This window comes from Nocardia brevicatena NBRC 12119, from assembly GCF_000308495.1.
GTDB lineage: Bacteria > Actinomycetota > Actinomycetes > Mycobacteriales > Mycobacteriaceae > Nocardia > Nocardia brevicatena.
Window position 1 is genome coordinate 20,954 of sequence record NZ_BAFU01000238.1, and the last position, 21,989, is coordinate 42,942.

17 protein-coding genes and 2 pseudogenes are annotated in these 21,989 nt (G+C 65.8%); 11 read left to right on the plus strand and 8 right to left on the minus strand.

Annotated elements, in window-relative coordinates; all coding sequences use genetic code 11:
* Window positions 1-12: 12 nt before the first annotated feature.
* A pseudogene (locus ON20_RS28585) lies at window positions 13-951 on the plus strand (IS630 family transposase); the annotation flags it as partial.
* A 505-nt stretch (window positions 952-1,456) separates the two neighbouring features.
* Window positions 1,457-2,206 (plus strand): class I SAM-dependent methyltransferase, encoded by a 750-nt coding sequence (locus tag ON20_RS28590; protein ID WP_083865409.1) that lies wholly within the window; start codon window positions 1,457-1,459, stop codon window positions 2,204-2,206.
* Window positions 2,207-2,256: 50 nt separating this feature from the next.
* On the opposite strand, the pseudogene ON20_RS28595 reads toward ON20_RS28590, so the two are convergent.
* A pseudogene (locus tag ON20_RS28595) lies at window positions 2,257-2,736 on the minus strand (IS982 family transposase); the annotation flags it as partial.
* Window positions 2,737-2,858: 122 nt separating this feature from the next.
* Window positions 2,859-3,278, minus strand: coding sequence for an SRPBCC family protein (locus tag ON20_RS28600; protein WP_040840790.1), 420 nt, complete (start codon window positions 3,276-3,278; stop codon window positions 2,859-2,861).
* Window positions 3,279-3,725: 447 nt separating this feature from the next.
* Between ON20_RS28600 and ON20_RS28605 the strand changes: the two genes are divergently transcribed.
* The 6 genes from ON20_RS28605 to ON20_RS40745 all read left to right on the plus strand — a co-directional run bounded on the left by ON20_RS28605 (window position 3,726) and on the right by ON20_RS40745 (window position 11,559).
* A complete protein-coding gene (locus ON20_RS28605; RefSeq protein WP_040840759.1) occupies window positions 3,726-4,235 on the plus strand; it encodes a hypothetical protein in 510 nt (169 codons plus the stop codon).
* A complete protein-coding gene (locus ON20_RS28610) occupies window positions 4,235-5,611 on the plus strand; it encodes a hypothetical protein (RefSeq protein WP_040840761.1) in 1,377 nt (458 codons plus the stop codon). Before ON20_RS28605 ends, ON20_RS28610 begins: the two co-directional genes overlap by 1 nt.
* Window positions 5,608-6,987 (plus strand): vWA domain-containing protein, encoded by a 1,380-nt coding sequence (locus tag ON20_RS28615; RefSeq protein ID WP_040840762.1) that lies wholly within the window; start codon window positions 5,608-5,610, stop codon window positions 6,985-6,987. Before ON20_RS28610 ends, ON20_RS28615 begins: the two co-directional genes overlap by 4 nt.
* A 13-nt stretch (window positions 6,988-7,000) precedes the next feature.
* The gene (locus ON20_RS28620; protein ID WP_040840764.1) at window positions 7,001-8,128 is read left to right on the plus strand and encodes an ATP-binding protein; all 1,128 of its coding nucleotides are present in this window, start codon (window positions 7,001-7,003) and stop codon (window positions 8,126-8,128) included.
* Window positions 8,125-10,917: a DUF5682 family protein gene (locus tag ON20_RS28625; RefSeq protein ID WP_040840766.1), complete on the plus strand. Its 2,793-nt coding sequence runs from the start codon at window positions 8,125-8,127 to the stop codon at window positions 10,915-10,917. Before ON20_RS28620 ends, ON20_RS28625 begins: the two co-directional genes overlap by 4 nt.
* A 225-nt stretch (window positions 10,918-11,142) precedes the next feature.
* A complete protein-coding gene (locus ON20_RS40745; RefSeq protein ID WP_368853943.1) occupies window positions 11,143-11,559 on the plus strand; it encodes an integrase core domain-containing protein in 417 nt (138 codons plus the stop codon).
* Here ON20_RS40745 and ON20_RS28635 read toward each other — a convergent pair.
* Both ON20_RS28635 and ON20_RS28640 read right to left on the minus strand, forming a co-directional pair.
* Window positions 11,467-12,567, minus strand: coding sequence for a CapA family protein (locus ON20_RS28635; RefSeq protein WP_040840792.1), 1,101 nt, complete (start codon window positions 12,565-12,567; stop codon window positions 11,467-11,469). The genes ON20_RS40745 and ON20_RS28635 overlap by 93 nt on opposite strands.
* Before the next feature lie 311 nt (window positions 12,568-12,878).
* The gene (locus ON20_RS28640; protein ID WP_040840794.1) at window positions 12,879-13,202 is read right to left on the minus strand and encodes a nucleoside triphosphate pyrophosphohydrolase; all 324 of its coding nucleotides are present in this window, start codon (window positions 13,200-13,202) and stop codon (window positions 12,879-12,881) included.
* A 325-nt stretch (window positions 13,203-13,527) separates the two neighbouring features.
* Here ON20_RS28640 and ON20_RS38260 point away from each other — a divergent pair, with 325 nt between their 5' ends.
* Entirely contained in the window at window positions 13,528-13,725 is a 198-nt protein-coding gene (locus tag ON20_RS38260; RefSeq protein ID WP_051163576.1) for a hypothetical protein, read from the plus strand.
* Window positions 13,725-13,862, plus strand: coding sequence for a hypothetical protein (locus ON20_RS37015; RefSeq protein WP_157229098.1), 138 nt, complete (start codon window positions 13,725-13,727; stop codon window positions 13,860-13,862). Before ON20_RS38260 ends, ON20_RS37015 begins: the two co-directional genes overlap by 1 nt.
* A gap of 54 nt (window positions 13,863-13,916) precedes the next feature.
* On the opposite strand, the gene ON20_RS28650 is transcribed toward ON20_RS37015, so the two are convergent.
* From ON20_RS28650 to ON20_RS28665, 4 genes are all read right to left on the minus strand, one after another.
* Window positions 13,917-14,363: an NUDIX hydrolase gene (locus tag ON20_RS28650; RefSeq protein WP_040840769.1), complete on the minus strand. Its 447-nt coding sequence runs from the start codon at window positions 14,361-14,363 to the stop codon at window positions 13,917-13,919.
* A gap of 432 nt (window positions 14,364-14,795) precedes the next feature.
* The gene (locus ON20_RS28655; protein ID WP_051163577.1) at window positions 14,796-17,843 is read right to left on the minus strand and encodes a glycine--tRNA ligase; all 3,048 of its coding nucleotides are present in this window, start codon (window positions 17,841-17,843) and stop codon (window positions 14,796-14,798) included.
* Window positions 17,843-19,234 (minus strand): radical SAM protein, encoded by a 1,392-nt coding sequence (locus ON20_RS28660; protein ID WP_040840771.1) that lies wholly within the window; start codon window positions 19,232-19,234, stop codon window positions 17,843-17,845. Before ON20_RS28660 ends, ON20_RS28655 begins: the two co-directional genes overlap by 1 nt.
* Window positions 19,235-19,260: 26 nt before the next feature.
* Window positions 19,261-20,265: a glutathione S-transferase family protein gene (locus ON20_RS28665; protein WP_040840773.1), complete on the minus strand. Its 1,005-nt coding sequence runs from the start codon at window positions 20,263-20,265 to the stop codon at window positions 19,261-19,263.
* Window positions 20,266-20,674: 409 nt separating this feature from the next.
* Here ON20_RS28665 and ON20_RS28670 point away from each other — a divergent pair, with 409 nt between their 5' ends.
* The gene (locus tag ON20_RS28670) at window positions 20,675-21,889 is read left to right on the plus strand and encodes a hypothetical protein (protein WP_083865411.1); all 1,215 of its coding nucleotides are present in this window, start codon (window positions 20,675-20,677) and stop codon (window positions 21,887-21,889) included.
* Window positions 21,890-21,989 lie beyond the last annotated feature (100 nt).

Consider the following 21,989-nt stretch of genomic DNA (forward strand, 5'->3'; position numbering starts at 1 on the left):
CGGAAACGATTCTGCAGCAAAGGAATCGTTGGATTGACCGATCTACCTCGCAGCGGCCGGCCACGAACATTCACCGCCGAGCAGGTAGCGGAGGTCAAGGCCCTGGCCTGTGAACTGCCGTCGGTGTCCGGGCTGCCGTTGGCCCGATGGAGCTGCCCCGAGCCGGCCCGCGAAGTGACCTCACGCAGGATCGCCGAACAGATCTCGGCGTCGACCGTGCGGCGGATCCTCGCTCGGTACGCGATCAGGCCCTGGCAACACCGATCGTGGATCCTTCCCCGCGACCCGTATTTCGCACCCAAAGCCGCCCGGGTGCTGGACCTGTACGCCCGAATCCGGGACGGCGAACCACTCGACGCCGACGACTACGTACTGTCTGCCGATGAGAAACCCGGCGTCCAGGCCCGCCGCCGCATCTGTCGTAGCCTCCCGCCCACCGCCCGGCGGGCGATGCGAGTGGAATCGGAATACCGACGCGACGGCACTCTCGCCTATTTCGCCGCCTATGACGTGCACAGCGCCCACGTCATCGGCCGCTGCGAGCCCAGCACCGGCATCGCACCGTTCTCCCGGCTCACTGCCCAGGTCATGACCGCCGAGCCGTACGCCGGCGCGCGGCGAGTGTTCCGGATCGTCGACAACGGCGTCTCCCACCGCAACTGGGCAGCACCGGCGCGTCTGGCCGACGCCTACCCGAATGCGCATATGGTGTACCTGCCGGTGCACGCGTCGTGGTTGAACCAAGTGGAGGTCTACTTCTCCGTCGTACAGCGAAAAGCGTTGTACCCTCTGTCTTCGCCGACCTCAGCGCGGTCGCAGACCGGCTGTTCACCTTCCGACAGCACTACAACGACACCGCCCGACCGGACCTTCACCCGCGACGACCTCAACCAGCTCCTGCACCGCCTCGGACGCCACGACCTGCACGCACCCCGACCGACCGCCACATAACCCCCGACGAACCAGCGGGCGCACCCACTAGTGCCGACTGGTCCAAATGTGGCCAGGGTTATGCACCTGGGCTGTTCCAACTCGGCATCAATGCGATTGCGTCCGTGTGATCGACCCCTTACACCTCGCCGTGTATCACGGCGAGGCCGACGCCGCGGGCGATACGGCTCACGTCGAGTCGAAAGCCACCAGGCGGGAACCTGCGGTGACCTGCCGACGCGGTCGGTGACGGGGAGTTGGTTGGGATCTGGACCTCACGGACCCGGGATCCCGCCGGCTTGGGTAGCCACCTGGCAGGAAGACCGTGCAGCGACGGGTCGGAACAGATTCCGCCATCCGTTGTGCGGGGATGGGACAACCCTGGTCTAACTGTCTCGGCCCCGCATCGCCGATCCGAACTCGTCGACACGATGTGACCGGCTCGAAGGTGGGGCGTGGCGCGCCGACACGAATTACCCATCTTATTGCTGCATAGCAGTTACCTATCGAGCGTACTGTGCGGAGTATGCCTAACCACAATGGTCGGCCGGATTTCGACGCGCTGTACCGTGAAGCGCCACCGGAGCAGGACGCTCCTGCGCTGATCCCTTGGGATATCGGCGGCCCACAGCCGGTGGTGCAGCAGTTGGTGGCCTACGGCGCTGTGCGGGGCGAGGTGCTCGATCCCGGAACCGGTCCGGGACATCACGCGATCTACTACGCGTCCAAGGGCTACTCGGCCACGGGGATCGACGCGTCGCCGGCGGCGATCGAGCGGGCCGAGCGCAATGCGGAGCGTGCCGGGGTGCGAGTGAACTTCGAGGTGGCCGATGCCACCGAACTCGACGGCCTGGAGGGCCGGTTCGATACGGTCGTCGACAGCGCATTCTACCACGTGTTCCTCGACGACGAACAAACCCAGGCCCAGTACGCGCAGGCGCTGCACCGGGCCACAAAACCGGGGGCGCGACTGTTCATGTTCGAAGTCGGACGCCACAACGTCAACGGTCTCCAGCCCGAAGGTTTGCCTGCGGAGAATTTCGATCGGGTACTTCCCGCGGCCGGGTGGCGCATCGACCACCTGGGGACCACCACTTACCAAGCCACTTTCAGCCCGGAGACGTTTGCCCATCTCGCCCATGAGATGAGCGACGACTCGGGATGGGAAGAGCGAATGAAGCCGATGCAAGAACAACTTCAAATCATCGCACCGCTGCTGAAGAACAACCGGGTGCATATGCCGGTATGGGCCGTGACCGCCACCCGACTCGACTAGATGAATGATTCCAGGGGGAGACTGCGGAGCGGTTCCTACCCCTCGGCGGTTCAGTGGTCGTAGGCGGTTGGTGAGCGGTGGATCGGCGCGCCGGTGTGGTCGTTGTGCCAGATCGCGGCGGTGAGGACAAGGATGCGGGCGATGACTCCGGCTGGGGTGCGTCCGCCGTGTCGTTCCAGGTCGAGTTGGGCTTCGAGGGTTTGGCTGATCGATTCGACGGTCTGGCGCAGCGGCTTGAACAGGGCGGTGCCGGGCGTTCGGGTTCGCCTTGCGGGCAGGGCGCAGCACCCGTATTCGGCCCATCCGGCCAACTCGGAGCGTTTGACGGTCTCACGGGAGCGGCTGCACTGGACCGGGGTGGAATCGACCACCCGCACGTCGTCGGTCCACAAGCCGGTATCGGCGGCCAGGACTCTGATCACTGCGACGATCAAGGCGGTGGCGTTGCGCAGCCGCTTGTTGTGGCCGGGTTGTTTCGGTAGGTATCGGAACAGGTGCCGTAGATGCGCGTGGGCATATCGCAGCCGGCGGGTCATTGGCTGCCTGGCAGCCTGTTTCAGCACCGTGCACACTCACGGCAACGGCAAGCCGCAACAGAATCGACTCATCCCGCGGCACTACGGAGTCTCGAGTGCGTTCCCGGTTCGGGCGGTCAGCGTTCCAGTAACGCCTTGAGTGTTGCCAGGTCGCGTCGGACCCAGTCGGTGTCGGCGTCGAATCGCGCGTCGTCGACCTCCGGCTGCTGCAACAACGTGAGCATCACCGTTGCCCCCTCGCCATTGCGGATCACGCGCAGCGGGATGTCCAGTGTCGGGCCGGCCGGGAAGCGCACGCGGTGATCGGCGACGCCGAACTCGTTGGGCGGGCTGAAAAGGACGTAGGCCTTGCCCTCCGGCGCGTCCGCGACCCACTCGCCGGGCTCCGCGCCGGGATCGCCGGAGCCCGGTTCCAGGCCGGCGGAAAGCCCGGTCGCCCACTGTGGGTAGTTCCGCGGCTCTGCCAGAAAGGCCGCGACCTCTGCGTACGGCCGCACGACGTTTTCACTGATATGCCGCACCGGTAGCGTCGTCACCCGCACGACACTACCAGCAACACCTTCCCGAGCCGGGGTCCGTGCGCAGCGAACCACCCGGTTACGGTGCGCGGCACAGCCGCACAACCCCCTGGAATCATTCGTCCAGGCGATCGGATCCCACCTCGACCATGGTCGGGGTCCGCAGCGCGAGCACGGAGGCAGTCCACGCGATGTTGGGCTCGAGGTGAGTGTCCCGATGGACGCACCGCGGTATTCGAAGTAACAGCACTTGCAGCGGCGTCTATAGCCGCATGTTTCGTAGATGAAGGGAATAGGACCACATCGTGTGCGGGGCGCGCTCGGTTCATGGCGGTCGCCATCGCCGCCGGTGGGCCTGGAAGCGGGCGTGTAAGTGTTCTTCACCAGCCGATTCGGGGTTGTGACGGCACTTGTCGGTGCCGTCACATACTTTGTGCGCATCGTGATCGACCGGGAGGGAGAACGATGGCCTCGAATCCGAGTGCCACGCCGGATGGACCGGCATGGGAAAGCGCTTCTGTCGTGCGGGTTTTGCCCGCCGTCGCACCGCGCAAACTGAACAAGGTGCCGTTTGTGGAACTGGCCGACGGACGCCTCCAGGGCGTGGTGTCGAGTGGCTCCGATATTTCACGCGTGTACGTGGCGTCGGTGACCGCCGGGACACATGGGCTGAGCTGTAGCACCAATAACAACCGGCCGTGCGGCGGGTTGAACCAGGGGTGGGCCTGCAAGCATCTGGACGCACTCATCGCAGAAGCGGTGCTCCAGTACGGGCAGGACCGGGTGGCGCGTTTCCTGCGTGTCGAGGTCCCCGAGGGCGCCCGACTCGCGAGCTGTCTCGATGGAACTCGCGACCCGGCTCCGGCCGCCGCGGTGTTCAGCCGGTTCCTGCGGCATCTGACCTACCTGGAGCTGCCGGGTAGCGCCACGCCGATCCCGGAACTGCACTGGTTCCCGGCGGGGGTGGGTCGCTGATGCAGGCTGTACAACTGGCCGCACTGGCGGATGCGCCTGCCGGCGTCGCGGCAGCCCTGGACGCGGTGAGCGGCTTCGATACCGCGCTGGTCAACGGCTTCGCCCGGCTTTCCGAACCGCAGAGCGCGGCACTGGCGGCACTGGCCGGAGCCGTGGCGGGTTCGCCGCTGGCCGAGGCGGTGGCAGCGGCGGTGTCGAAGGTGAGCACGGGGGCGATCGGCACGGATGAGCTGTCGGTGCTGGCCGCCGCCCGTGCCGCCCTGCTGGGCGCGGTGCACGACGCACTGGTCGACCAGGCCGATACGGCGTTGGGCCGCACTCGATCCGAGTGGACGGCCACGCCGGATGCCGCCGCCCCGAGTCCGCTCGCGGCGGGTTCCCGCGCCTGGCTGGGCGAACTGGCCATCGCCGGATGGCGCGGCGTGGACCACGACCTGGTGGCGGACGCCGATCACATCGTGGAGTCGCTCCTGGCGGACCCCGCGCTGCGACGGCTGGCGATGCTGCTGGACGGCTTCACCGCCGAGCTGGGCGCCTTCGCTCCGATCGCCACCATGGACCGGGTACCCGCACGACGCTGGGCCGATCTGTGGACGCGCGCCCTGCTGCTGTCTTGGCGCGGCGCGGAATCCGATGTGAACGAATCGGTTTCGGGTCGGATACTGCCGCTGGGCGTGGACATACACGAGCATGGAACCGCCGTACAGGCCCAGGTGCACGGCGTGCTGGAGGTCGCGGGCGCACCGGCCCGTCGGGTGCGGGTATCGGTGGCCGCCGCCAAGGTGGACACCATTGTGGGACCGGCGGTTTGGCAATTGCTGGGTGCGCATCGGCAGTTGCTCACCGCGCTGGCCGAGCACCGCGCGCTGGAGCTCACCGACATGCCGCTGACGGCGACCGGTGACCTGCTGTGGGATGACGAACGGGCGAAGGCCGGGGAGGCGGCCGATCCGTTCGTCACCGCCACCGTGCAGCTGCCGCAGGCGCAGGCCCCGGCCGTCGCGCCGTTGAACAGCGATCCAGTGCACATCGCCGAACCGGTTCTGCTCGAGGGGTACCGGTTCCGCGATGGTGCAATGGAATTGGGCGAGCAGCGGATCCGAGTGGAACTCGACGCGCTGCCATCCGCAGGTCCGCTCACTCCGGCCGGGGTGACCGCCTCCGGCACTATGATCGGATTGCTGCGCTGGGATGCCGGCGGCTGGTCGGTGCGACCGCTGGCCGTGCGGCGCAAGGTCAAGAGCGCACTCACCGCCTTCCACAACGGTGATTGGGCGCTCGGCCCGACCGATCCGAAAGTCGCCAAGGCACAGGCCAAGTCGGGCGATGCCGTGGCGGTATTGCGTGAACGCGCGGGATGGTTGCTGCGCAAATGACTACCGCATCGCGAAGCGATTCCATGGGGGTGACGGGTGGACCGAATCATGAGACGCGACGCCAGATCCTGTACTGGCGTCTCCTGGCCGGTGTCTTCACCGGGGATCAGCAACCGACGCTGGAACAGGCGAGCGTGGGCATCGTCGACGATCTGGGGTTGCCGCCGGCCGTGCTCGATCCGGGCATTTCCATCGACAATGTGGTGCAACGCTATCCGGAGATGAAGGCGGAGTTCGAAAGCCTCGACTTCTCCGAGGCCGTCGACTCCGCAATCGAGACCGTGGATTCCGCGGCCGAGAACGAGGCCGGGGCCGATTCGCGCCGGCCCATCAGCGCGGCCGATGTCCGCACCGCCGCACTGGTTTCCAAGCTGCTGCTGAACGTCTTCGCCACCGGCTCCGGCCAGGTCAGCGCCACCCAGCTGGCGGGCTGGCAGTCCGATGCCAACTGGCTGCGCCGCAACCTGGGCGAGGAGCAGGCCTGCGACCTGCAAGGCGTGCTCACCGGTTTGGAAGGCGAACTGGTGTCCCGCATGCGGTTGCGTGAAGTGCTGGCCGATCCGCACCTGGCCGCACAGCTCACTCCGAGCATGTCGCTCATCGAACAACTGCTGCGCGACAAGCACAATCTGTCCGGCGTGGCCCTGGCCAATGCCAAGCGCCTCATCCGCCGCTATATCGACGAGGTCGCCGAAGTCCTGCGCACCCAGGTGCAGCAGAGCAGCGTCGGCACCGTCGACCGCTCGGTCCCGCCCAAGCGGATCCTGCGCAACCTGGACGTGGACCGGACCATCTGGAAGAACCTGCCCAACTGGAATCCGCAGGACGAACGCCTCTACGTCGACCGGCTCTACTATCGCCAGACCGCCAAGCGCACCGTCCCCGCCCGCATGATCGTGGTGGTGGACCAGTCCGGTTCCATGGTCGACTCCATGGTGAACTGCACCATTCTGGCGTCGATCTTCGCGGGCCTGCCCAAGGTGGATGTCCATCTCATCGCCTACGACACCCGCGCCCTGGATCTCACCCCGTGGGTGCACGACCCGTTCGAGGTGCTGTTGCGGACCAATCTCGGTGGCGGCAACGACGGTCCGGTCGCCATGGCCATGGCCCAGCCCAAGATCACCGACCCGAAGAACACCGTGCTGGTGTGGATTTCGGACTTCTACGAGTTCGACCGTTCCCAGCCCCTGTTCGAGGCCATGGAAGCGGTGCACCGCTCCGGGGTGAAACTCATCCCGGTCGGCTCGGTGAACAGCTCCGGCCACCAGAGCGTCAACCCGTGGTTCCGTGAACGGTTCAAAAACCTCGGCACCCCGGTGATTTCCGGACGCATCCAGAAACTCGTGCACGAACTCAAGAACTTTCTCGACTAGGAGACCAGCCATCATGAACGACGTTTTGCGCGCCCCCGCCGAGGTCAAATACGCCGAGGAACTGGATTGGCTGGAGTCCGTCGACGACGGCCCCAAACCGTTCGCGTGGCGGCTGAGCCCGAAGATGGTGCGGCTGTTCATTCTCGGCTCCGAACGCGCCGACGGACTGGACCGCCAGGTGGAGCAGAAGTGGTTCGGTGACCGCAGTTTTGTCGAGCGCAGCATCGTCACCCTGGCCTCGGACCGGGGTCTGCTGCTCATCGGTGATCCGGGTACCGGCAAAAGCTGGCTGGCCGAGCTGCTGGCCGCGGCCATCAGCCGCAATTCCACCCTGGTGGTGCAGGGCACCGCCGGCACCACCGAGGACCACATCAAGTACTCGTGGAACATCTCCATGGTCATCGCCAAGGGCCAGTCGCGGGAGTCGATGATCCCGTCCCCGATCATGACCGCCATGGAGCAGGGCGTGATCGGCCGCTTCGAGGAGCTCACCCGCTCCACCAGCGATGTGCAGGACGCGCTGATCTCCATCCTGTCGGAGAAGTACGTCTCGATTCCCGAGCTCGACGACGACAATGTGGTGTTCGCGCAGCCGGGCTTCTCCATCATCGCCACGGCCAACAGCCGCGACCGGGGTGTGAACGACCTGTCCTCGGCGCTCAAGCGGCGCTTCAACTTCGTGCGCATCCCGGTGGTGTCCAATAAGAAGAGCGAAGCGGAGATCGTGCGCTTCCGCACCGCGGAACTGCTGCGCCGCCATTCCATCGAACTGGAGCTGCCGCCCACGCTGCTGGACATCCTGCTGGAGAGCTTCGCCGATCTGCGTGCCGCCGCGGCCGCCGCCACCAGCGACGACGACAAACTGGAGTCGGCGCTGTCCACCGCCGAGCAGATCGGCGTGCTCGAGGACGCCATCCTGCACAGCCAGTTCTTCGGTGAGCGGGAATTGCGCGCCGAAACCCTCGCCGGTTCGCTGGTTGGATCCCTGGCCCGTCGTACGCCTGAGGACCTGGCCATTCTCAACAAGTACCTGCACGGTGTGGTCGAGCCGCGCACCAAGGACAAGAAGGGCCGGCAGGACAATGCCGCCTGGGGCGAATTCCTGGACGGCGGCCGGGCGGCCATCGCGAGGCTGTCGTGACAGTCTCCGATACCCGGCTCGCGCCGAATACCTTTGCCGCGCTGCGGGACCAGCTGGCGGACGCGGCTGTCGCGTTCGCCGGCGCGCCCGGGGCGGCGGGTGACATCCTGGCGGGCATGGTCGACGATGTCGACCGGGCGCTGTCGGAGCGGTTAGAGATCTTCCCGGTCTGTCACCACTCACCCGCCTCGGGTCTGGCCATGGTGCGGCGACTGCGCGAAAAACAGCCCAGCGTCATCTACCTGGAACTGTGCGAAGACATGCGACCACTGCTGGACGAACTGCGCAACTGCCGGTTGCCGGTCGCCTTGCAGGCCTTCGCCACCGATACCGAGGGCTTCCCGGCGGAATGGGCGCCGCTGTCGGTGGTCGCGCCGATCACCGAATCATCGGCCGAATACCAGGCCATCTCCTACGCGCTCGATACGCCGGGTGTCGAACTGGTGCTGGTGGATCGCTCCACCGATCACGTCTTCCAGTGGGCTCCCAAAGAAGCGAAGTCGGAAACACCCGCCGACGGCGAACAGGCCGAGGACGACGGCCTGCACGGCGAAGCGGTCGGCATCGAAATCGGTGACCTGCGCCCGCGTTTCGCCGAGCTGGAAGAGCACCTGCTCCACCACGGCAAGGTCCGGCACTGGTCGGAATGGTGGGACCAGTACGTCGAGCAGCCCCTCGTGGACGCCGACTACGACACCTACCGCCAGGTCATGGTGATGATCGGCAGCCTGTTCCGGCGGCTGCGGCGCGGCAGCACCGTCGAGGACGAGGACCGCGAACGGTACATGTGGACCCGCATGCGGGAACACGTGTCCGCCCACGGCATCGATCCGGGAGGGGCGTTGTACGTGTGCGGAGCGGCCCATGCGGCCGGCCCGGTCGAACAGTTCGGGTTGGACTCGGACGCGCCGTTCGAGATCTTGCCACGCTCGGCCACCAAGTGGCACTACGGGCTTATTCCGTCCAGCCACTCCGCCATCGAGGCGCAGTTCGGGTTGGCCGGCGGCGCGGTGTCGATCGCGGCGGCCACTTGGGCGAAGGGATTGCGGCGCGGCAGATTGCAGTCATTCCGGTTGGAAGGTCAGCAGGGGACGAAGAAGCGCGCCAAAAAACTGCCACTTGTCCCGGCCGAGCCCGAAGCGGAAGTAGCGGATCGACTCTCGGGCTTCCTGTCTCGGCCGCCGGTACTCGACCCGCTCGATGAGGCCGAACTCCTGGAGTGGTCGGTGGATATCGTCCGACTGGCCCGGCGCAATGGCTACCCGGCCAGCACCGCCGACGCCATCGCCATCTTCGAGACCTCCATCCTGCTGGCAGGCTTGCGCAATCGCGCCCGTCCGACGCCGTACGACTTCCAGGACGCGGCCGTCACCTGCCTCGAGAAGGACCGGGTGCCGGGGCGGCGCGATATGCGGCGGCTGTGCGAAATCCTGCTCGGCGGCGACCGCATCGGCCAGGTCGGCTACGCGGCGCTGCCACCGCTGGCCCGCGATGTGGTCGACCGGCTGGAGCCACTGGGACTGGACCTGACCAAGCGGACACTGCAACGCGCGCTGCTGGACCTGAAGACGAATCCCGACCTGCGGCCGTGCTCGGATCTGCTGTGGCTGCTGCGCAGGTTGCTGCCACCGGACGCGCTGCGGCCCATCATGGGCTCACGCGGGCTGGGGGAGACCTCGATCCAGGAGAGCTGGGATATCGGGCTCGGCAAATACCAGCGCTCGCTGGTGGAGCTCGGCTACGAGGGTGTGTCGGTGGAGCAGGTGCTGGAGCAGCGCCTGCGGCGTACGGTCGCCGCACCGGACGCGACAGCGGCGGTGGCGCTGGGCGCGGTCGAGGACGCGCTGGTGTATCTGGGATCGGTCCGGCTCGCCGCCGAGCTGGGCAATCGCGCGGTCGAACTCCTCACCGCCGAGCGAACGGTGGACGACGCGCCCGTCGTGCTTCGGCGCATCCGGGCGCTGCTCAACTACTTTCGCTCCACCGAAGCCGGCCTGCCGGTGTGGTGTGAACGGTTCGTGACGGCCGGGTACGCGCACTACTGCACCCTGCTGCCCACCGCCTTCGCCGCCGAGGAGACCGGACCGGCGCAGGTGGCGGCCATGCTGGGCTTTCTGTTCGGGATGGAGAACCTGGCGCTGTCGCTGGGCTGCGACCACACGCAGTTGGAATTGGCGGTGCTGCAATCGCACCCGGAGGCGCCGGCCAAGGTGGCCCTGCTGTGGGCGGCGCGGTTCCAACTCGGCCTGCTGACCATGGCCGAGCTGCGCGAGCGGTGCGACGGGATGCTGGCCAACCCCCTGGTACTGCCGACGGTTCCGCAGTACGTGAGCGGTTTCGTGCAGGCCATCGACCCGGCCCCGGCATTGAAACCGTTTGTGGTGGAGCTATTGTCGAAGGCATTCGGCACGCTACCGGACGCGGTGCTGCTGCCGTGGCTGCCGAAGCTCATCACCACCCTGAAGGACCAGGCGGGCGACCTGATCCCGAGCCTGGTCCGGGAAGCGGGCCGCACCTTCCCCGGCGCACTGCCCGCCGTGGACACCTTCGTGCCGCCCTGGTCGGTCGAAGCCGCCCCGGCCGCGACGCCGGTGGCGGCACCGCGCGGGCCGGTCACCGAACTACTGGCCGCCCACCCCGCCGCCTGCGACGCGCTCGCCGGACTGCTCGGCGTCGAGGGCGGTTGGCAGGAGGCCGGAAACCACGAGGTAACCGGTTTGCTCGACCGGTTCCCCGCAACCGCCGCCGCACTGGCTACACAACTCGGCGTGTCGGCCACGCGGGGCTGACACGGGCCCGGCCAATGCACACGCCTCACATTCGTTTCAGCGAAAACGAGGGGTGAATGTGGGGTTGGTTCAAACAGAACAAGGTCAGGCCCGGTGTTCTGATCTACCGGGCCTGACCTTGTTCTGTAGGGTCCCCGGTTGATATCCAGCAGTGCTCCGACATGCCGATCACGGCACTTGAGTCACCTCATGGTCTTTCGGTGAAATCTTCGAAGACACCATCTTCTGCCCTCGTTCGGCACGGTAGGGGACTGCTTCGACAACGCCGCCATGGAATCGTTTTGGGCACGGATGCAAACCGAACTACTCAACACCAGGAAGTGGACGACGACCCTCGAGTTGACCATCGCGATGGCCGACTGGATCGACAACTTCTACAACACCGAACGCCGCCGCTCCTACCTCGGCCACATCAGCCCAGCCGAGTACGAAACGCTCTGGATCGATACCAATCCCTTAACTCTCATAAGACCGGACCGACCATTGCGGACCGGATCACCCGGACCGAACCAGCGGGGTCACATCACTTGCACAGTCGATGAGCGATCATTAGAACGCCGGCCCGGCGGTCAGGAGATCGTCGGGCCCGATCTCGACCTGGGTGCCGAACCGGCGGCTGATATCGGCGAGCCGGGTACGTAGCCATTGGGTATCTGTTCGCCCCGCTCGCTCAAGCCGGATGCGACGGATGCGCAGGGGCAGCATTCGCAGTATGACCGGCTCGGCCGGGGCGAGAGCGATGAGATACAGCAGCCGTAGGTCGGGCCGGTAGGACTCGTGGCCGCCGATCCCCTCGTAATCGTCGATCACATCACCGCATCCGTACAGGATGGGTTTACCCCGGTAGATCTCGATGGGTCGTGGATGGTGCGCGGAATGGCCGTGCACGATATCGATACCGGCGTCGATGAGGCGGTGTGCGAACTGTCGCTCGCTCAGGCCGATTCCATACCCCCAGTTGGATCCCCAATGCACTGACACGATCATGAGCTCACCGCCACGCCGGTGGGCCGACATTTGCGCCGCAACGTCGTCGGCGTGCCCCGCCGAGGGGTGGGCGAGGCGCCAGACTCCCGGACGGTCGGTGGCGGCGGCCCAGTCCGGGGGAACGCCACTGGACCGGGTCGATACGGACGCGATCAAGACCCGGCGCCCGTCCGACAGCGGCACTGCGGCGGGCTGTTGCGCCGCGGCGAGATCCGCCCCCGCACCCACGGCCCGGATATTCACGCCGGCCAGCGCCTCGAGTGTGTCCACCAGTCCGCCGATACCGAAATCGAGGGAATGGTTGTTGCTCAACGCGCAGACGTCGGGGCCGATCGCGGTGAGCGCCGGGAGATTGCCGGGCTGCATGCGATAGTGAATATCCTTGCCGGGGGCGAAGTAGCCGTCCGCGGTGATCGCGGTTTCCAGATTGACCAGGCGTACCTCGGGCGCGAGGTCGTCCAACAGGCCTGGTACCTCGCCCCACGGCCAGTCGTAGCCGCACGGCCGCGGCACCGGTCCGTTGGCCCACTCGGCCAGTTCGACGTAATGCCGGGCGTCCCGGACCCATGGCTCCCGGAGCGTCGGATCTCCCGGCTGTGGCAGGACCTGGTCCACGCCACGGCCCAGCATCACATCACCACCGAGAAGGACCGTGACCGTCATCCTGACGCTGCCCGGTACGGCATAGGTTCGGCCCGCCTCCACATTGCCTCGGCCCAGCACGTCCTCGAACAAATAACGAGCCACACCGGGGCGACCGCACATGCGTTTGAATCCACCCCGAGATTCATGCATAAACGCTATCACCGGGTTCGCGGCGGGGAAACAACGGTATCTGCGCACCCTCGTCGAGAGTGTCGAACCGGCGCCTGCCGTGATTCCACGCCGGCCGGGCACGAGGCCACCGCACTGGCTACGCAGCTCGGAGTGTGGACTGTTGTCGGCTCTCGGTAATCTCAGGGGCCCATTCTCGGTCAGCGGCAGGCATCGACTTCTTCGAGCCATAGCCGCTCGCCGAACCCACCGCGCTCTGCGGCTTTGTTCTGGGCAGCGCGTTGCACATCGTCGAGGGTGAAGCCGTAGAGCGCCGCCAATGAGGTAAGCACTTCGAGCACGTCGGCGGCTTCCTCTACCTGCTCACGGCGGTTGTTCGCGGCACGTAGCTCCGCGGCCTCCTCGAGCAGTTTCTCGTGGAGGGCTGCTTCATACGCGGACGTATCGAGCACACGAACGCTCGGCGCGCGACCACTGGCGCGAATTAACTCGGGGATCCTGTCCCTCACGAGCTTTCCCGTCATGTCGGCCCCTCTCGGCATACTTTCGGTTCATGAAGTTCTACCTCGACGAACCGACACCTCGAACGTCGTGGAGACCCGCGATCCTCGTGGGCGTGAAGACACGAACCTACAAGTTCGCGCTCGGCTCGACGCTGCTCGGATTCGGCCGGGCCGGCGCCGACCTCGTTCCGCTGCGGGATGTTGCGAGCCGCTATGCGGCCAGGCTCCTCGAGCGCGGTGCCACGTCACCGCAGGTGCCGGCCACCACCGCTTTGGGGACAAGGACTTTCTGTCCGTACTGGCACGGGAGCGTGAAGCGTCGATCGCCGCGGGTGCGCCCACCGAGGTGCTGGTCGAAGCCGCTGTGCGGTCGATCCCGGCGATGGTCATGCAGAAGTTCCACAACCTGCGTGTGGTCGGGCGTGTCGCGCACACTTTCTACACGCTGGAAGGCGCCGGCACGAATCAATTGTGCTGCGATCCGGTTCGAATGTGTTGTTTCGAGAATTCTGCGGGCCAGTTCTTGAAAATCGGTTCTCGGTGATGGACAACGCGAACGGAAAGGCATGGTGGCAATACGACGCCGTCGAAGAATCAGTCGAAGACGCCGAGCGCAAACAGGTGACGCCGCGGCGGTTCGACGAACTGGTCGACTCGCTCACCGACTGGAAGCTCATCTGAGGGATGGTCCCGGCCTGTGGAGTGCCGTCGAGGGAGGCGGTGGTACCCACAGTGTCAGAAGCCGTACGTCGACATCTGACGACCGGCCACGATGTGATCCAACGCCTCCCGGCAGTACGGAATCATCCCTTCCGGAAGCTCGTCGAGGGAGAACCATGCCAGGTCATCGCATTTGTCCGGCTCCATATTGGACGGCTCGCCCTGCCACCGGATGACGCGGAAGAAGAACGCGACCCGACCGCCCGACGACGCGTTGTGCATGACATGCACGAATTCGACGTCATCGGCAGCGATCGTCACGCCGATCTCTTCCGCGCCCTCTCGCACCAGCGCCTCGACCAGCGACTCTCCGGCTTCCAGGTGCCCCGACGGTGGATGGTAGGCGCCGTCCTCGAAGCCGGTATTCGCCCTACGCCCGAGCAGTATCCGTCCCTTGTTATCCGTGAGGAGCAGATGCACATCCCCGATCACCTTGTGCCGCTCGACACCGGCAACGGCCATCACCCAACCCCACTTTCTTTCGCTGCGCCCCGACTCGAGCGACGTGACCACTGACGAAACAGGCTGTCCTTCAACGGTATATCCATGGAAGACCCTTGGCCGACAGTCAGTGGATTCTCATGGACTTCATGATGTCCATGGTGAACCGTCTCATCGGCGGTACCGAAGCCGCGGAAACCACGATAGGCAGTTGCAGCAGCCCTGACGGTTCACGAGTCGGGCCGTCCAGTCGCCTGCGGCACGCTACAGGGCAGCCGAGCCCGACCACGAAAACGCTGCCATCAGATAAATCGACGGCTCACTGTGTTAGACGATCGCATCGTGCGAGACCAATTCGCATGGCGCATACTCGAGGCAAGCTGGGCCCCGAACGCGGAACGATTCACGCCGCCGCATATCGGAGCCCCTTATGACTGTCCAGCGGGCGAGCTGTTATCCGTCCTGCTTTTGCAGCAATTGGTGGACCTCTCGCCAGTCGATCCCGGTTGGAGCTGTGGTCAAGACCGCGTGAAGTAGCCCGAGCCTGGCGGCACGGTCGGCGGGGTCGTCGGCCATGACCAGGACGTCGTCGAAGAATGTGGTGAGAGGTTCGATCAAGGTGTGGCCGTGGCTGATCCATTCGGTCAGCGGCCTGTCGCCCGCGGTGGGGACGGCGTTCAACGCGGTTAGGAGTTGTTGTTCGGCGGTGCTGGTGAGCCGGGTGGTGTCGTAGCCGGTGGGCACGTCGGCGGGCATGATGCGCATGATCCTTTGTAGTCCTTCTACGAGGGCGCCGAAGCGGTCGTCTGTGCCGGCTGTTCGGATCTGATCGATCAGGCTGTCCGCGCGGTGCGGGGCTTCAGCGGAGGGTCGCACCGCGGCGATGAGTCCCGGGTCGACGGCTTCGTCGCGGAGTCGCTGCTCGTAGCGGGTGGTGATGAGTTCCTCGGCGGTGGACAGGACGATGGGGTCGACGGTGAGTCCCTGGCCGCGGAGTTGGTCGGCGGCGATCGCGAGTCCGGCGGAGACGGTGATGTCGGCGAGTCGGGGGTGGTTGCGCAGGATCGCCAGGATTCCGGCCGCGGCGCGGCGGAGGCCGTAGGGATCGGCGCTGCCGGTCAGTTTGGCACCGACTGCGAGCATCGCGACGAGAAGATCGAAGCGGTCGGCCAGTGCCAGTAGCGCGCCGGGCACAGTGGTGGGGATGTCGTCTCCATGGTGTCGGGGCAACTCCATTTCCCACAGTGCCGTGGCGACGGATTCGGGTTCGCCGGCTTTGCTCGCGTATTCGCGGGCCATGGTGCCTGCGAGGGAGGTCATTTCGATCACCATCTGGGTGGCGAGGTCGAATTTCGCGAGTGCGCCGGCGCGGGTCAGGGTTGCCGAGTCGGCGGCCGAGAGGTCGGTGTGGGCGCCGAGCGCCATGGCGGTTGCGGCGATGCGGTCGGCGCGGTCGGCCATGGTGCCGACTTTCTCGTGGAACATCAGGGCCGCGAGCCGGGTCCGGAACTCGTCAGGGGTGGTGGCCAGGTCGGCGGTCCAGAAGAATGCCGCGTCTTCGAAACGGGCGCGGAGCACGTTTTCGTTGCCCTTGCGAACAACCTCGGGGTCGCAGTAACCGTTGGCCATTGTCACGAACACCGGCAGAAGGTCACCGGTGGCGGAGCGGACCGGGAGGTAGCGCTGGTGTTTGCGCATCACGGTGATCAGGATCTGTTCGGGCAGGTCCAGGTATTTCGGGTCGAAGCAGCCGAGAATGCCGGTCGGCGATTCGACGAGGTTGGTGATCTCGTCGATCAGCGCGGCGTCGCCGTCGAGATCGATGTGACCGGCTTCGGTTTCGGCGAGAGCGGTGGCCGAGGATATGACGCGGGCGCGGCGCTCAGCGGGGTCGACGACGATTCCGGCGGCCTCGAGTGCGCAGTGGTAGCGGTCTGCGGCGGGGATATCGAAGGTCGGTGTGGTGGATTGACGGTGGCCTCGGGTGTTGCGGCCTGCCGCCAATGTGCCCGCGGTGACCGGGAGAACCTTGTCGTCGAGGAGTGCGATGAGCCATCGGATCGGGCGGGAGAAGCTCAGGACCGGATCGCGCCAGCGCATGTTCTTGTCCGCTCGCAACGACAGGGTGAGCTGGGACAGCACCTCGGTGAGCACGACCGGTGCCGACCGGCCGGTGCGCGTGCTCTTGACTGCGACGTGCTCGGCGCCGCTGATCTCGATGCGCTGGAGATCATCGGCCGAAACGCCTTGGGAACGGAGGAAACCGGCGAGAGCTGGGGTGGGATTACCGTCGGCGTCGTAGGCGGCGGTGACCTTCGGGCCACGGCGCAGGTCCACGGTGTCCGGTTCGCGAGCGGCGATGCCCTCGACTCGTACGCTGATCCGGCGTGGGGTCGCCTCCACGGTGATTTCGCCATGGGGCAGGGCAGTGGCGTCCAGGAGTTCGGTGAGTGTGGTGTGCACGCCGGCGATAGTCGCCGTCACGACGTGCGGGGGCAGTTCCTCGGTGCCGAGTTCGAACAGCAGCACCGCATCCTGGGCTGTGGTGATCGTGGCCGGATCGACCGCAGGTGTGGCGAGCGGGGGCGTGACGTGCACCCCGCGTGGGTGACCCGCCTGCTCACGCAGGTCCGTCCACAGGGCGGCGATCTCACGAGATTGCTTGCGCATCACCGCGAACCACTTCGCGCGTTCCGCCGTGCTCACCGCGCCACGCGAGTCCAGGATGTTGAACGCATGGCTGGACTTGAGGACGTGCACATGGGCCGGAACCGGCAGTTGGGCGGCGATCATGCGGTCGGCTTCGGTCGAGTACGCGGTCAGCAGACCGCGGGTGGTGTCCACGTCGGCGTCGTCGAGGTAGTACCGCGACATCTCGTACTCGGCTTGGCCGAAGACCTCGCCGTAGCCGACACCGGGTGCGTAGACGATGTCCTTGAAATGTGTGACGCCCTGGACCGCCATCAGGATCCGCTCGAGGCCGTAGGTTATCTCCACCGGCACTGGGTCCAGATTCTGGCCCGCCACCTGCTGGAAGTAGGTGAACTGGGTGATCTCCATGCCGTCGAGCCAGACTTCCCAGCCCAGACCCCAGGCGCCGATCGCCGGCTGGGCCCAGTTGTCTTCTACGAATCGCACATCGTGTGCGTCGAGGTCGATGCCGAGGGCGGCCAGCGACCCCAGGTACAGCTCCTGCGGGTCGCCCGGTTCGGGTTTGAGGATGACCTGGAACTGGGTGTGGGTCTGCAGCCGGTTCGGGTTCTTGCCGTAGCGGGAGTCGTCGGGTCGCACCGACGGCTCGACATAGGCGACGTTCCAGGTTTCCGGCCCCAGCACGCTCAGCAACGTGGCCGGGTTCATCGTGCCCGCGCCGACCTCGGTGTTGAACGGCTGACCTACCAGGCAACCTCGCTGCGACCAGTAGGTCTGCAGGCGCAGAATCGCTTCCTGCATCGATACGGGGGCGGAGGTGTCGTTGCTGAGGGCAGCTGCCTGGGCCATCAGGAAATCCTATCGTTGCCGAGAGCAGGCATTCCCAGTGATACGCCGGTCGCCGCAGCGAAGAAACTGGACAAGTGGCAGCCGCCACGGCAGGCGTCGGCAACCGTGCAACCGCCGCACGTGGGCCTGGTGGCGACCGCATCGTGCACGGCATCGGTCAGTGCCGGCCACGCGCCGGCGAGAGATTCGGTGTGCAGGGATCCGAAGTAGACGTTGGAGTGCGGGCAGTTCCGCAGGCGGCCGTCGTAGGAGACGCTGCCCCACACCATTCCCGATTCGCAGTGCCCGGAGAGCTGGGACAGTCGCAAGCCCAGAGTCGGGTCGTCGGACCGCAGCGGCGTGTCGGTGTCGCTGGTACACAGCTTCTGCGCGCACGGCCACGCCACCGTCATCCCCGGGCATTCGGTGGAAAGGAGTTCGTCGATTCGGGCGATCAGCGGCATGGTGACAGAGACGGGGATGCCGTAGCGGTCGTCGTGGCGGCCGGTCGGGACGTAGCGCATGACACCGAACTCGCGCACCCCGAGCGCATACACATCACGGATCACGTCCAGAGCGCCCTCGATATTGCCTTTGACCAGTGTCATCTCGGCGACCACGGTGATACCGGCGTCGATCAGCAGCCGCATGGCCTCGATCGCGCGGTCGTACGCGCGGGGATGACCGGTCAGCTCGTTGTGGGTGTCGCGATCACCGTGGATCGACACCAGCACACAGCGGACGTTCGCCGCCGCCAGCCGCGCTGCCTGTTGCGCGGTGAGGAAGTGACCGTTGGTGAACACCACCTGGTACAAGCCGCGGCGCCCGCCGTGCTCGAAGATCTCCATCGCATCCGGATGCAGCAGCGTCTCCCCGCCGCTGTAGCGGACGACGAAACAGCCCCGTTCGGCGCATTCATCGAGGATCGAGCACGCCAGTTCGGTCGGAATATGTTTGCCCGGAAGGGCTTTCACCGCGCGCCGGACGTCGGTATCGCTCATGTCCGGGTCGATCTTCCAGACGTTGTAGCAGAACCCGCAGGCCCAGTTGCAGACGGCGGTCAGCTCGATCTCGAGCCGGAGCGGGAAGTTCAGCTTCGTGTCGAACCGCTTGTCGACTCCCAGCAGCGATCCATGGTCGCCGTCACGATTGGGTGAGCTCGGTGGTGTGGTCAACGTGGAGACCAGGCCGGCGGCGTCGGCAGCGACACGGGTGGGGTCGGCGTTGTAGCGCTGCGCGATATCACCGATTACGGTGTCGTCGTCGGCGCCGGAGAACATCAGCGACACCATCGACTCCGCGATCGTGTTGCGGAGTCGATGGAATGTGCCGGTGCGAGGATCGAACAGCAGGCCGAGGTCGGCTCGGTATCTCAGCTGCCGGGTCAGTGCCCGGGAGAACGTGGCAGGCATGGCGAAGCTCCTTGAATCGGAGATGGTCAGGCGGGGGATAGGCGCGCGAACAACCCGGCGACGTCGTCGGCAACGCGTGCAGGCGGCACCCGGTAGGTGTGGGCGAGTGTGTGCGTGATCTGTTCGAGGTCGAGACCTTGGTAGGCCAGCCGGACCGCTTCCACGGCCGTGGCGTTCACCAGACGCTCACAGCGGTCACGCTGCCAGTCGTGCAACAGCCGCTTGCCCGGGTGATAGCGATAGTGGCGCAGGATCCACTGTGGTGACCCGGTCGGCGCCTCGTCGATCGCCCGATAGATCACGCGGGCCTCATCGATATGTGTAGCGATCGACGGACGCTCCAGTAGGCGTCGTGCGTAGTCGGCCACGGCCGGGTCCTCGATGCCGATATTCCACCCGCGCATCTGCTGGAAGTACGTGGACACCATGACATCCGCGAGTCCGAAATCCCCGACCAGGAACGGGCCACCCGAACGGTGCAGCAGACCGGCCGCGATGTCACACACCCACCGGGCCTGTTCGAACGCGCCCGGACCCGGGGTGCCCGGATCTGCACGCAGCGACCGCGCGTAGGACGCGCCCTCACGCAGGTACGGCAGATCGTGGCTTGCCCAAGCACATACCGATCGCACGAGCGCCCGTTGGCTCGGCGTAGCACCCATCAGCAGAACGTCGGACTCGGGCGCGATCTCGTCGAGGTATTCGGCGATCGACACGACATCTCCGGCTACAGACCCGGTTTCGGTGTCGGTCAGGATCGGTACCCGTGGCAGCAACACCATCGCCGAGTTTTCCAGAATGTCTTCGACATCGGCTTCCGCCAGATCCGCAGCATCGCAGGCACAGCCGATGCTTGCCTCACGTTCGTCGATGCCGTCGCCGGCGTAGAGAACACCATCGAGACTCTCACTGGTCGGCCAATCCAGCTCCACGATCCTCTCGGTTACCGGAAGGTCTTTCTCGGCCACCGCAATACGGCCGCGCATCGACCATCCCGAAAAATGGAGATCACCCACATACAGGATCAGCATCCGACCGTCCCTCCGCCGCATTGTGCCGCCGGTCCCTGGCCGGACGAACGCGTACTGGCCAGGGATATTCGAGTCAGTCGCACTGGCGGCTGATCATCGTCTTTGTCTCCACCTCCGGGGCCTCGTACTCCCCGCGGTCGGCCGTCGTGGTGGCCTGTTCCGACATCACATCTCCTTCGGTCGATCTCCTGGACAGTGGCACCAAGGACACGAACCCTTCTCTCCCGCATAGTTTTTCGAGCGGCTGCCACGATTCGAGTGTCTGCCGGACGCGCGCGCCGTGCTATCCCTGCTGTAGCCCGTATTTCTGGACACCATCAACCGAAGTGGACATTTTCTGGACACCGGCAGTGTGGCGGGTCGGATAATCCGATGTCGCAACCGAGCTCACTGGACATAAGGTGGACAGATGTCGGCGCCACCCCCGATCGACCAGGTGAAGGACAATTTGAGAAGGTTGCGCCGCGGACTCGCACTGGCCCGGCCCACAGCCCTGCTCGCCCTCATCGACGAACCCGTACAGGCGTATCTGTGCCGCGGTACCGATATCGAGCCGGGCTCGGCCGAACACGTCGAACGTCTCACCGGCATACTGCGCGCGGCGATTGGTCAACTCTCCGAGGGAGAGAGGGTCTATGCCGAGGTGGATTTCAACGTCGAATCCGACCACGCGTACCCGACACTCACCGACCGACAGGAATCACTGGCTCAGCACCTCAAATGCGCAGTCAAGACAGTGCGTCGCCGTTCCGACCAGGCATTGGACACCCTGGCATATGTCCTGGTGACACTCTCATCCACCCGGGACAAGCCACCAGCACACATCCCGGGCGAGAGCACCCGTGACCACGCTGATCGATCGACCCCCGCCGACATAGTCCGCCGATTCTGGGGCTTACGCCCCGGCGCCGGCATCGATATCGTCTGCTCGGAAATTCCGCCGGACGAGCGCCCGGACTACGCGTCGCCGCGGGACCGGAACTACCTTCGATACGCCAAATTCGCCGATCTGGACACGCTGATCTTCGTCCGCACCCGGCTGGCGCAACTCGACCCCACGATGGTGATCCGCGACTTCGCCCCCTCGGAATACTTCGACACCCACGCCGAAGTGCTCGTGGTAATCGGCGGCCCGCCGTGGAACGCCAAGTACCGAGAGTTCCTTCCGCAACTGCCTTTCTACTTCGAAGCCCACCCACTCGGCGAAGACGATCCGCTCGTCGTGCCCGAACTGGACAATCTCAGCTTGTCGCCGCGCTGGACACCGGGCGGAGAACTGATCGAAGACCTCGCCGTACTCTCCCGGCTCACCGTGCAGGGAACCACCGCATTTCTGCTCGGCGGATGCCTCACCCTCGGAGTCCTCGGCGCGGCTCGCTGCCTACTCGACACACGACGGGGTCCCACCAACACCGAATATCTGACCGACCGCATCGGCAGAGACGACTTCGTCCTCGTCACCGAGGCCCGCCGCGTCGGCGGTATCACCGATATCGCCGACCTCACCGTCGTCGAACCCCTCCTGCTCATGTCCCGCGCCCACGGTTCGGACTGGGGTGTGGTGGTCGACAACACCAAACGCTTCACCTGCCACCACCGCTCCTCACCGAAGCAGACGCCGTGATCGACCTGGATGACATCGAGATATATATCGTGAATCTGCCCCGCCGGACCGACCGCCGCGCCTGGATCGACGCCCGACTACCTTCCGGACTGCCGGTCAC

What these genes read in the sequence shown, in the direction of transcription:
- ON20_RS28590 (WP_083865409.1), top strand. Translation starts at nt 1,457, where the DNA reads ATGCCTAACCACAATGGTCGGCCGGATTTCGACGCGCTGTACCGTGAA.
- ON20_RS28605 (WP_040840759.1), top strand. Translation starts at nt 3,726, where the DNA reads ATGGCCTCGAATCCGAGTGCCACGCCGGATGGACCGGCATGGGAAAGC.
- ON20_RS28610 (WP_040840761.1), top strand. Translation starts at nt 4,235, where the DNA reads ATGCAGGCTGTACAACTGGCCGCACTGGCGGATGCGCCTGCCGGCGTC.
- ON20_RS28615 (WP_040840762.1), top strand. Translation starts at nt 5,608, where the DNA reads ATGACTACCGCATCGCGAAGCGATTCCATGGGGGTGACGGGTGGACCG.
- ON20_RS28620 (WP_040840764.1), top strand. Translation starts at nt 7,001, where the DNA reads ATGAACGACGTTTTGCGCGCCCCCGCCGAGGTCAAATACGCCGAGGAA.
- ON20_RS28635 (WP_040840792.1), bottom strand. Translation starts at nt 12,567, where the DNA reads ATGACGGTCACGGTCCTTCTCGGTGGTGATGTGATGCTGGGCCGTGGC.
- ON20_RS28640 (WP_040840794.1), bottom strand. Translation starts at nt 13,202, where the DNA reads ATGACGGGAAAGCTCGTGAGGGACAGGATCCCCGAGTTAATTCGCGCC.
- ON20_RS37015 (WP_157229098.1), top strand. Translation starts at nt 13,725, where the DNA reads ATGGACAACGCGAACGGAAAGGCATGGTGGCAATACGACGCCGTCGAA.
- ON20_RS28650 (WP_040840769.1), bottom strand. Translation starts at nt 14,363, where the DNA reads ATGGCCGTTGCCGGTGTCGAGCGGCACAAGGTGATCGGGGATGTGCAT.
- ON20_RS28655 (WP_051163577.1), bottom strand. Translation starts at nt 17,843, where the DNA reads ATGGCCCAGGCAGCTGCCCTCAGCAACGACACCTCCGCCCCCGTATCG.
- ON20_RS28660 (WP_040840771.1), bottom strand. Translation starts at nt 19,234, where the DNA reads ATGCCTGCCACGTTCTCCCGGGCACTGACCCGGCAGCTGAGATACCGA.
- ON20_RS28665 (WP_040840773.1), bottom strand. Translation starts at nt 20,265, where the DNA reads ATGCTGATCCTGTATGTGGGTGATCTCCATTTTTCGGGATGGTCGATG.
- ON20_RS28670 (WP_083865411.1), top strand. Translation starts at nt 20,675, where the DNA reads ATGTCGGCGCCACCCCCGATCGACCAGGTGAAGGACAATTTGAGAAGG.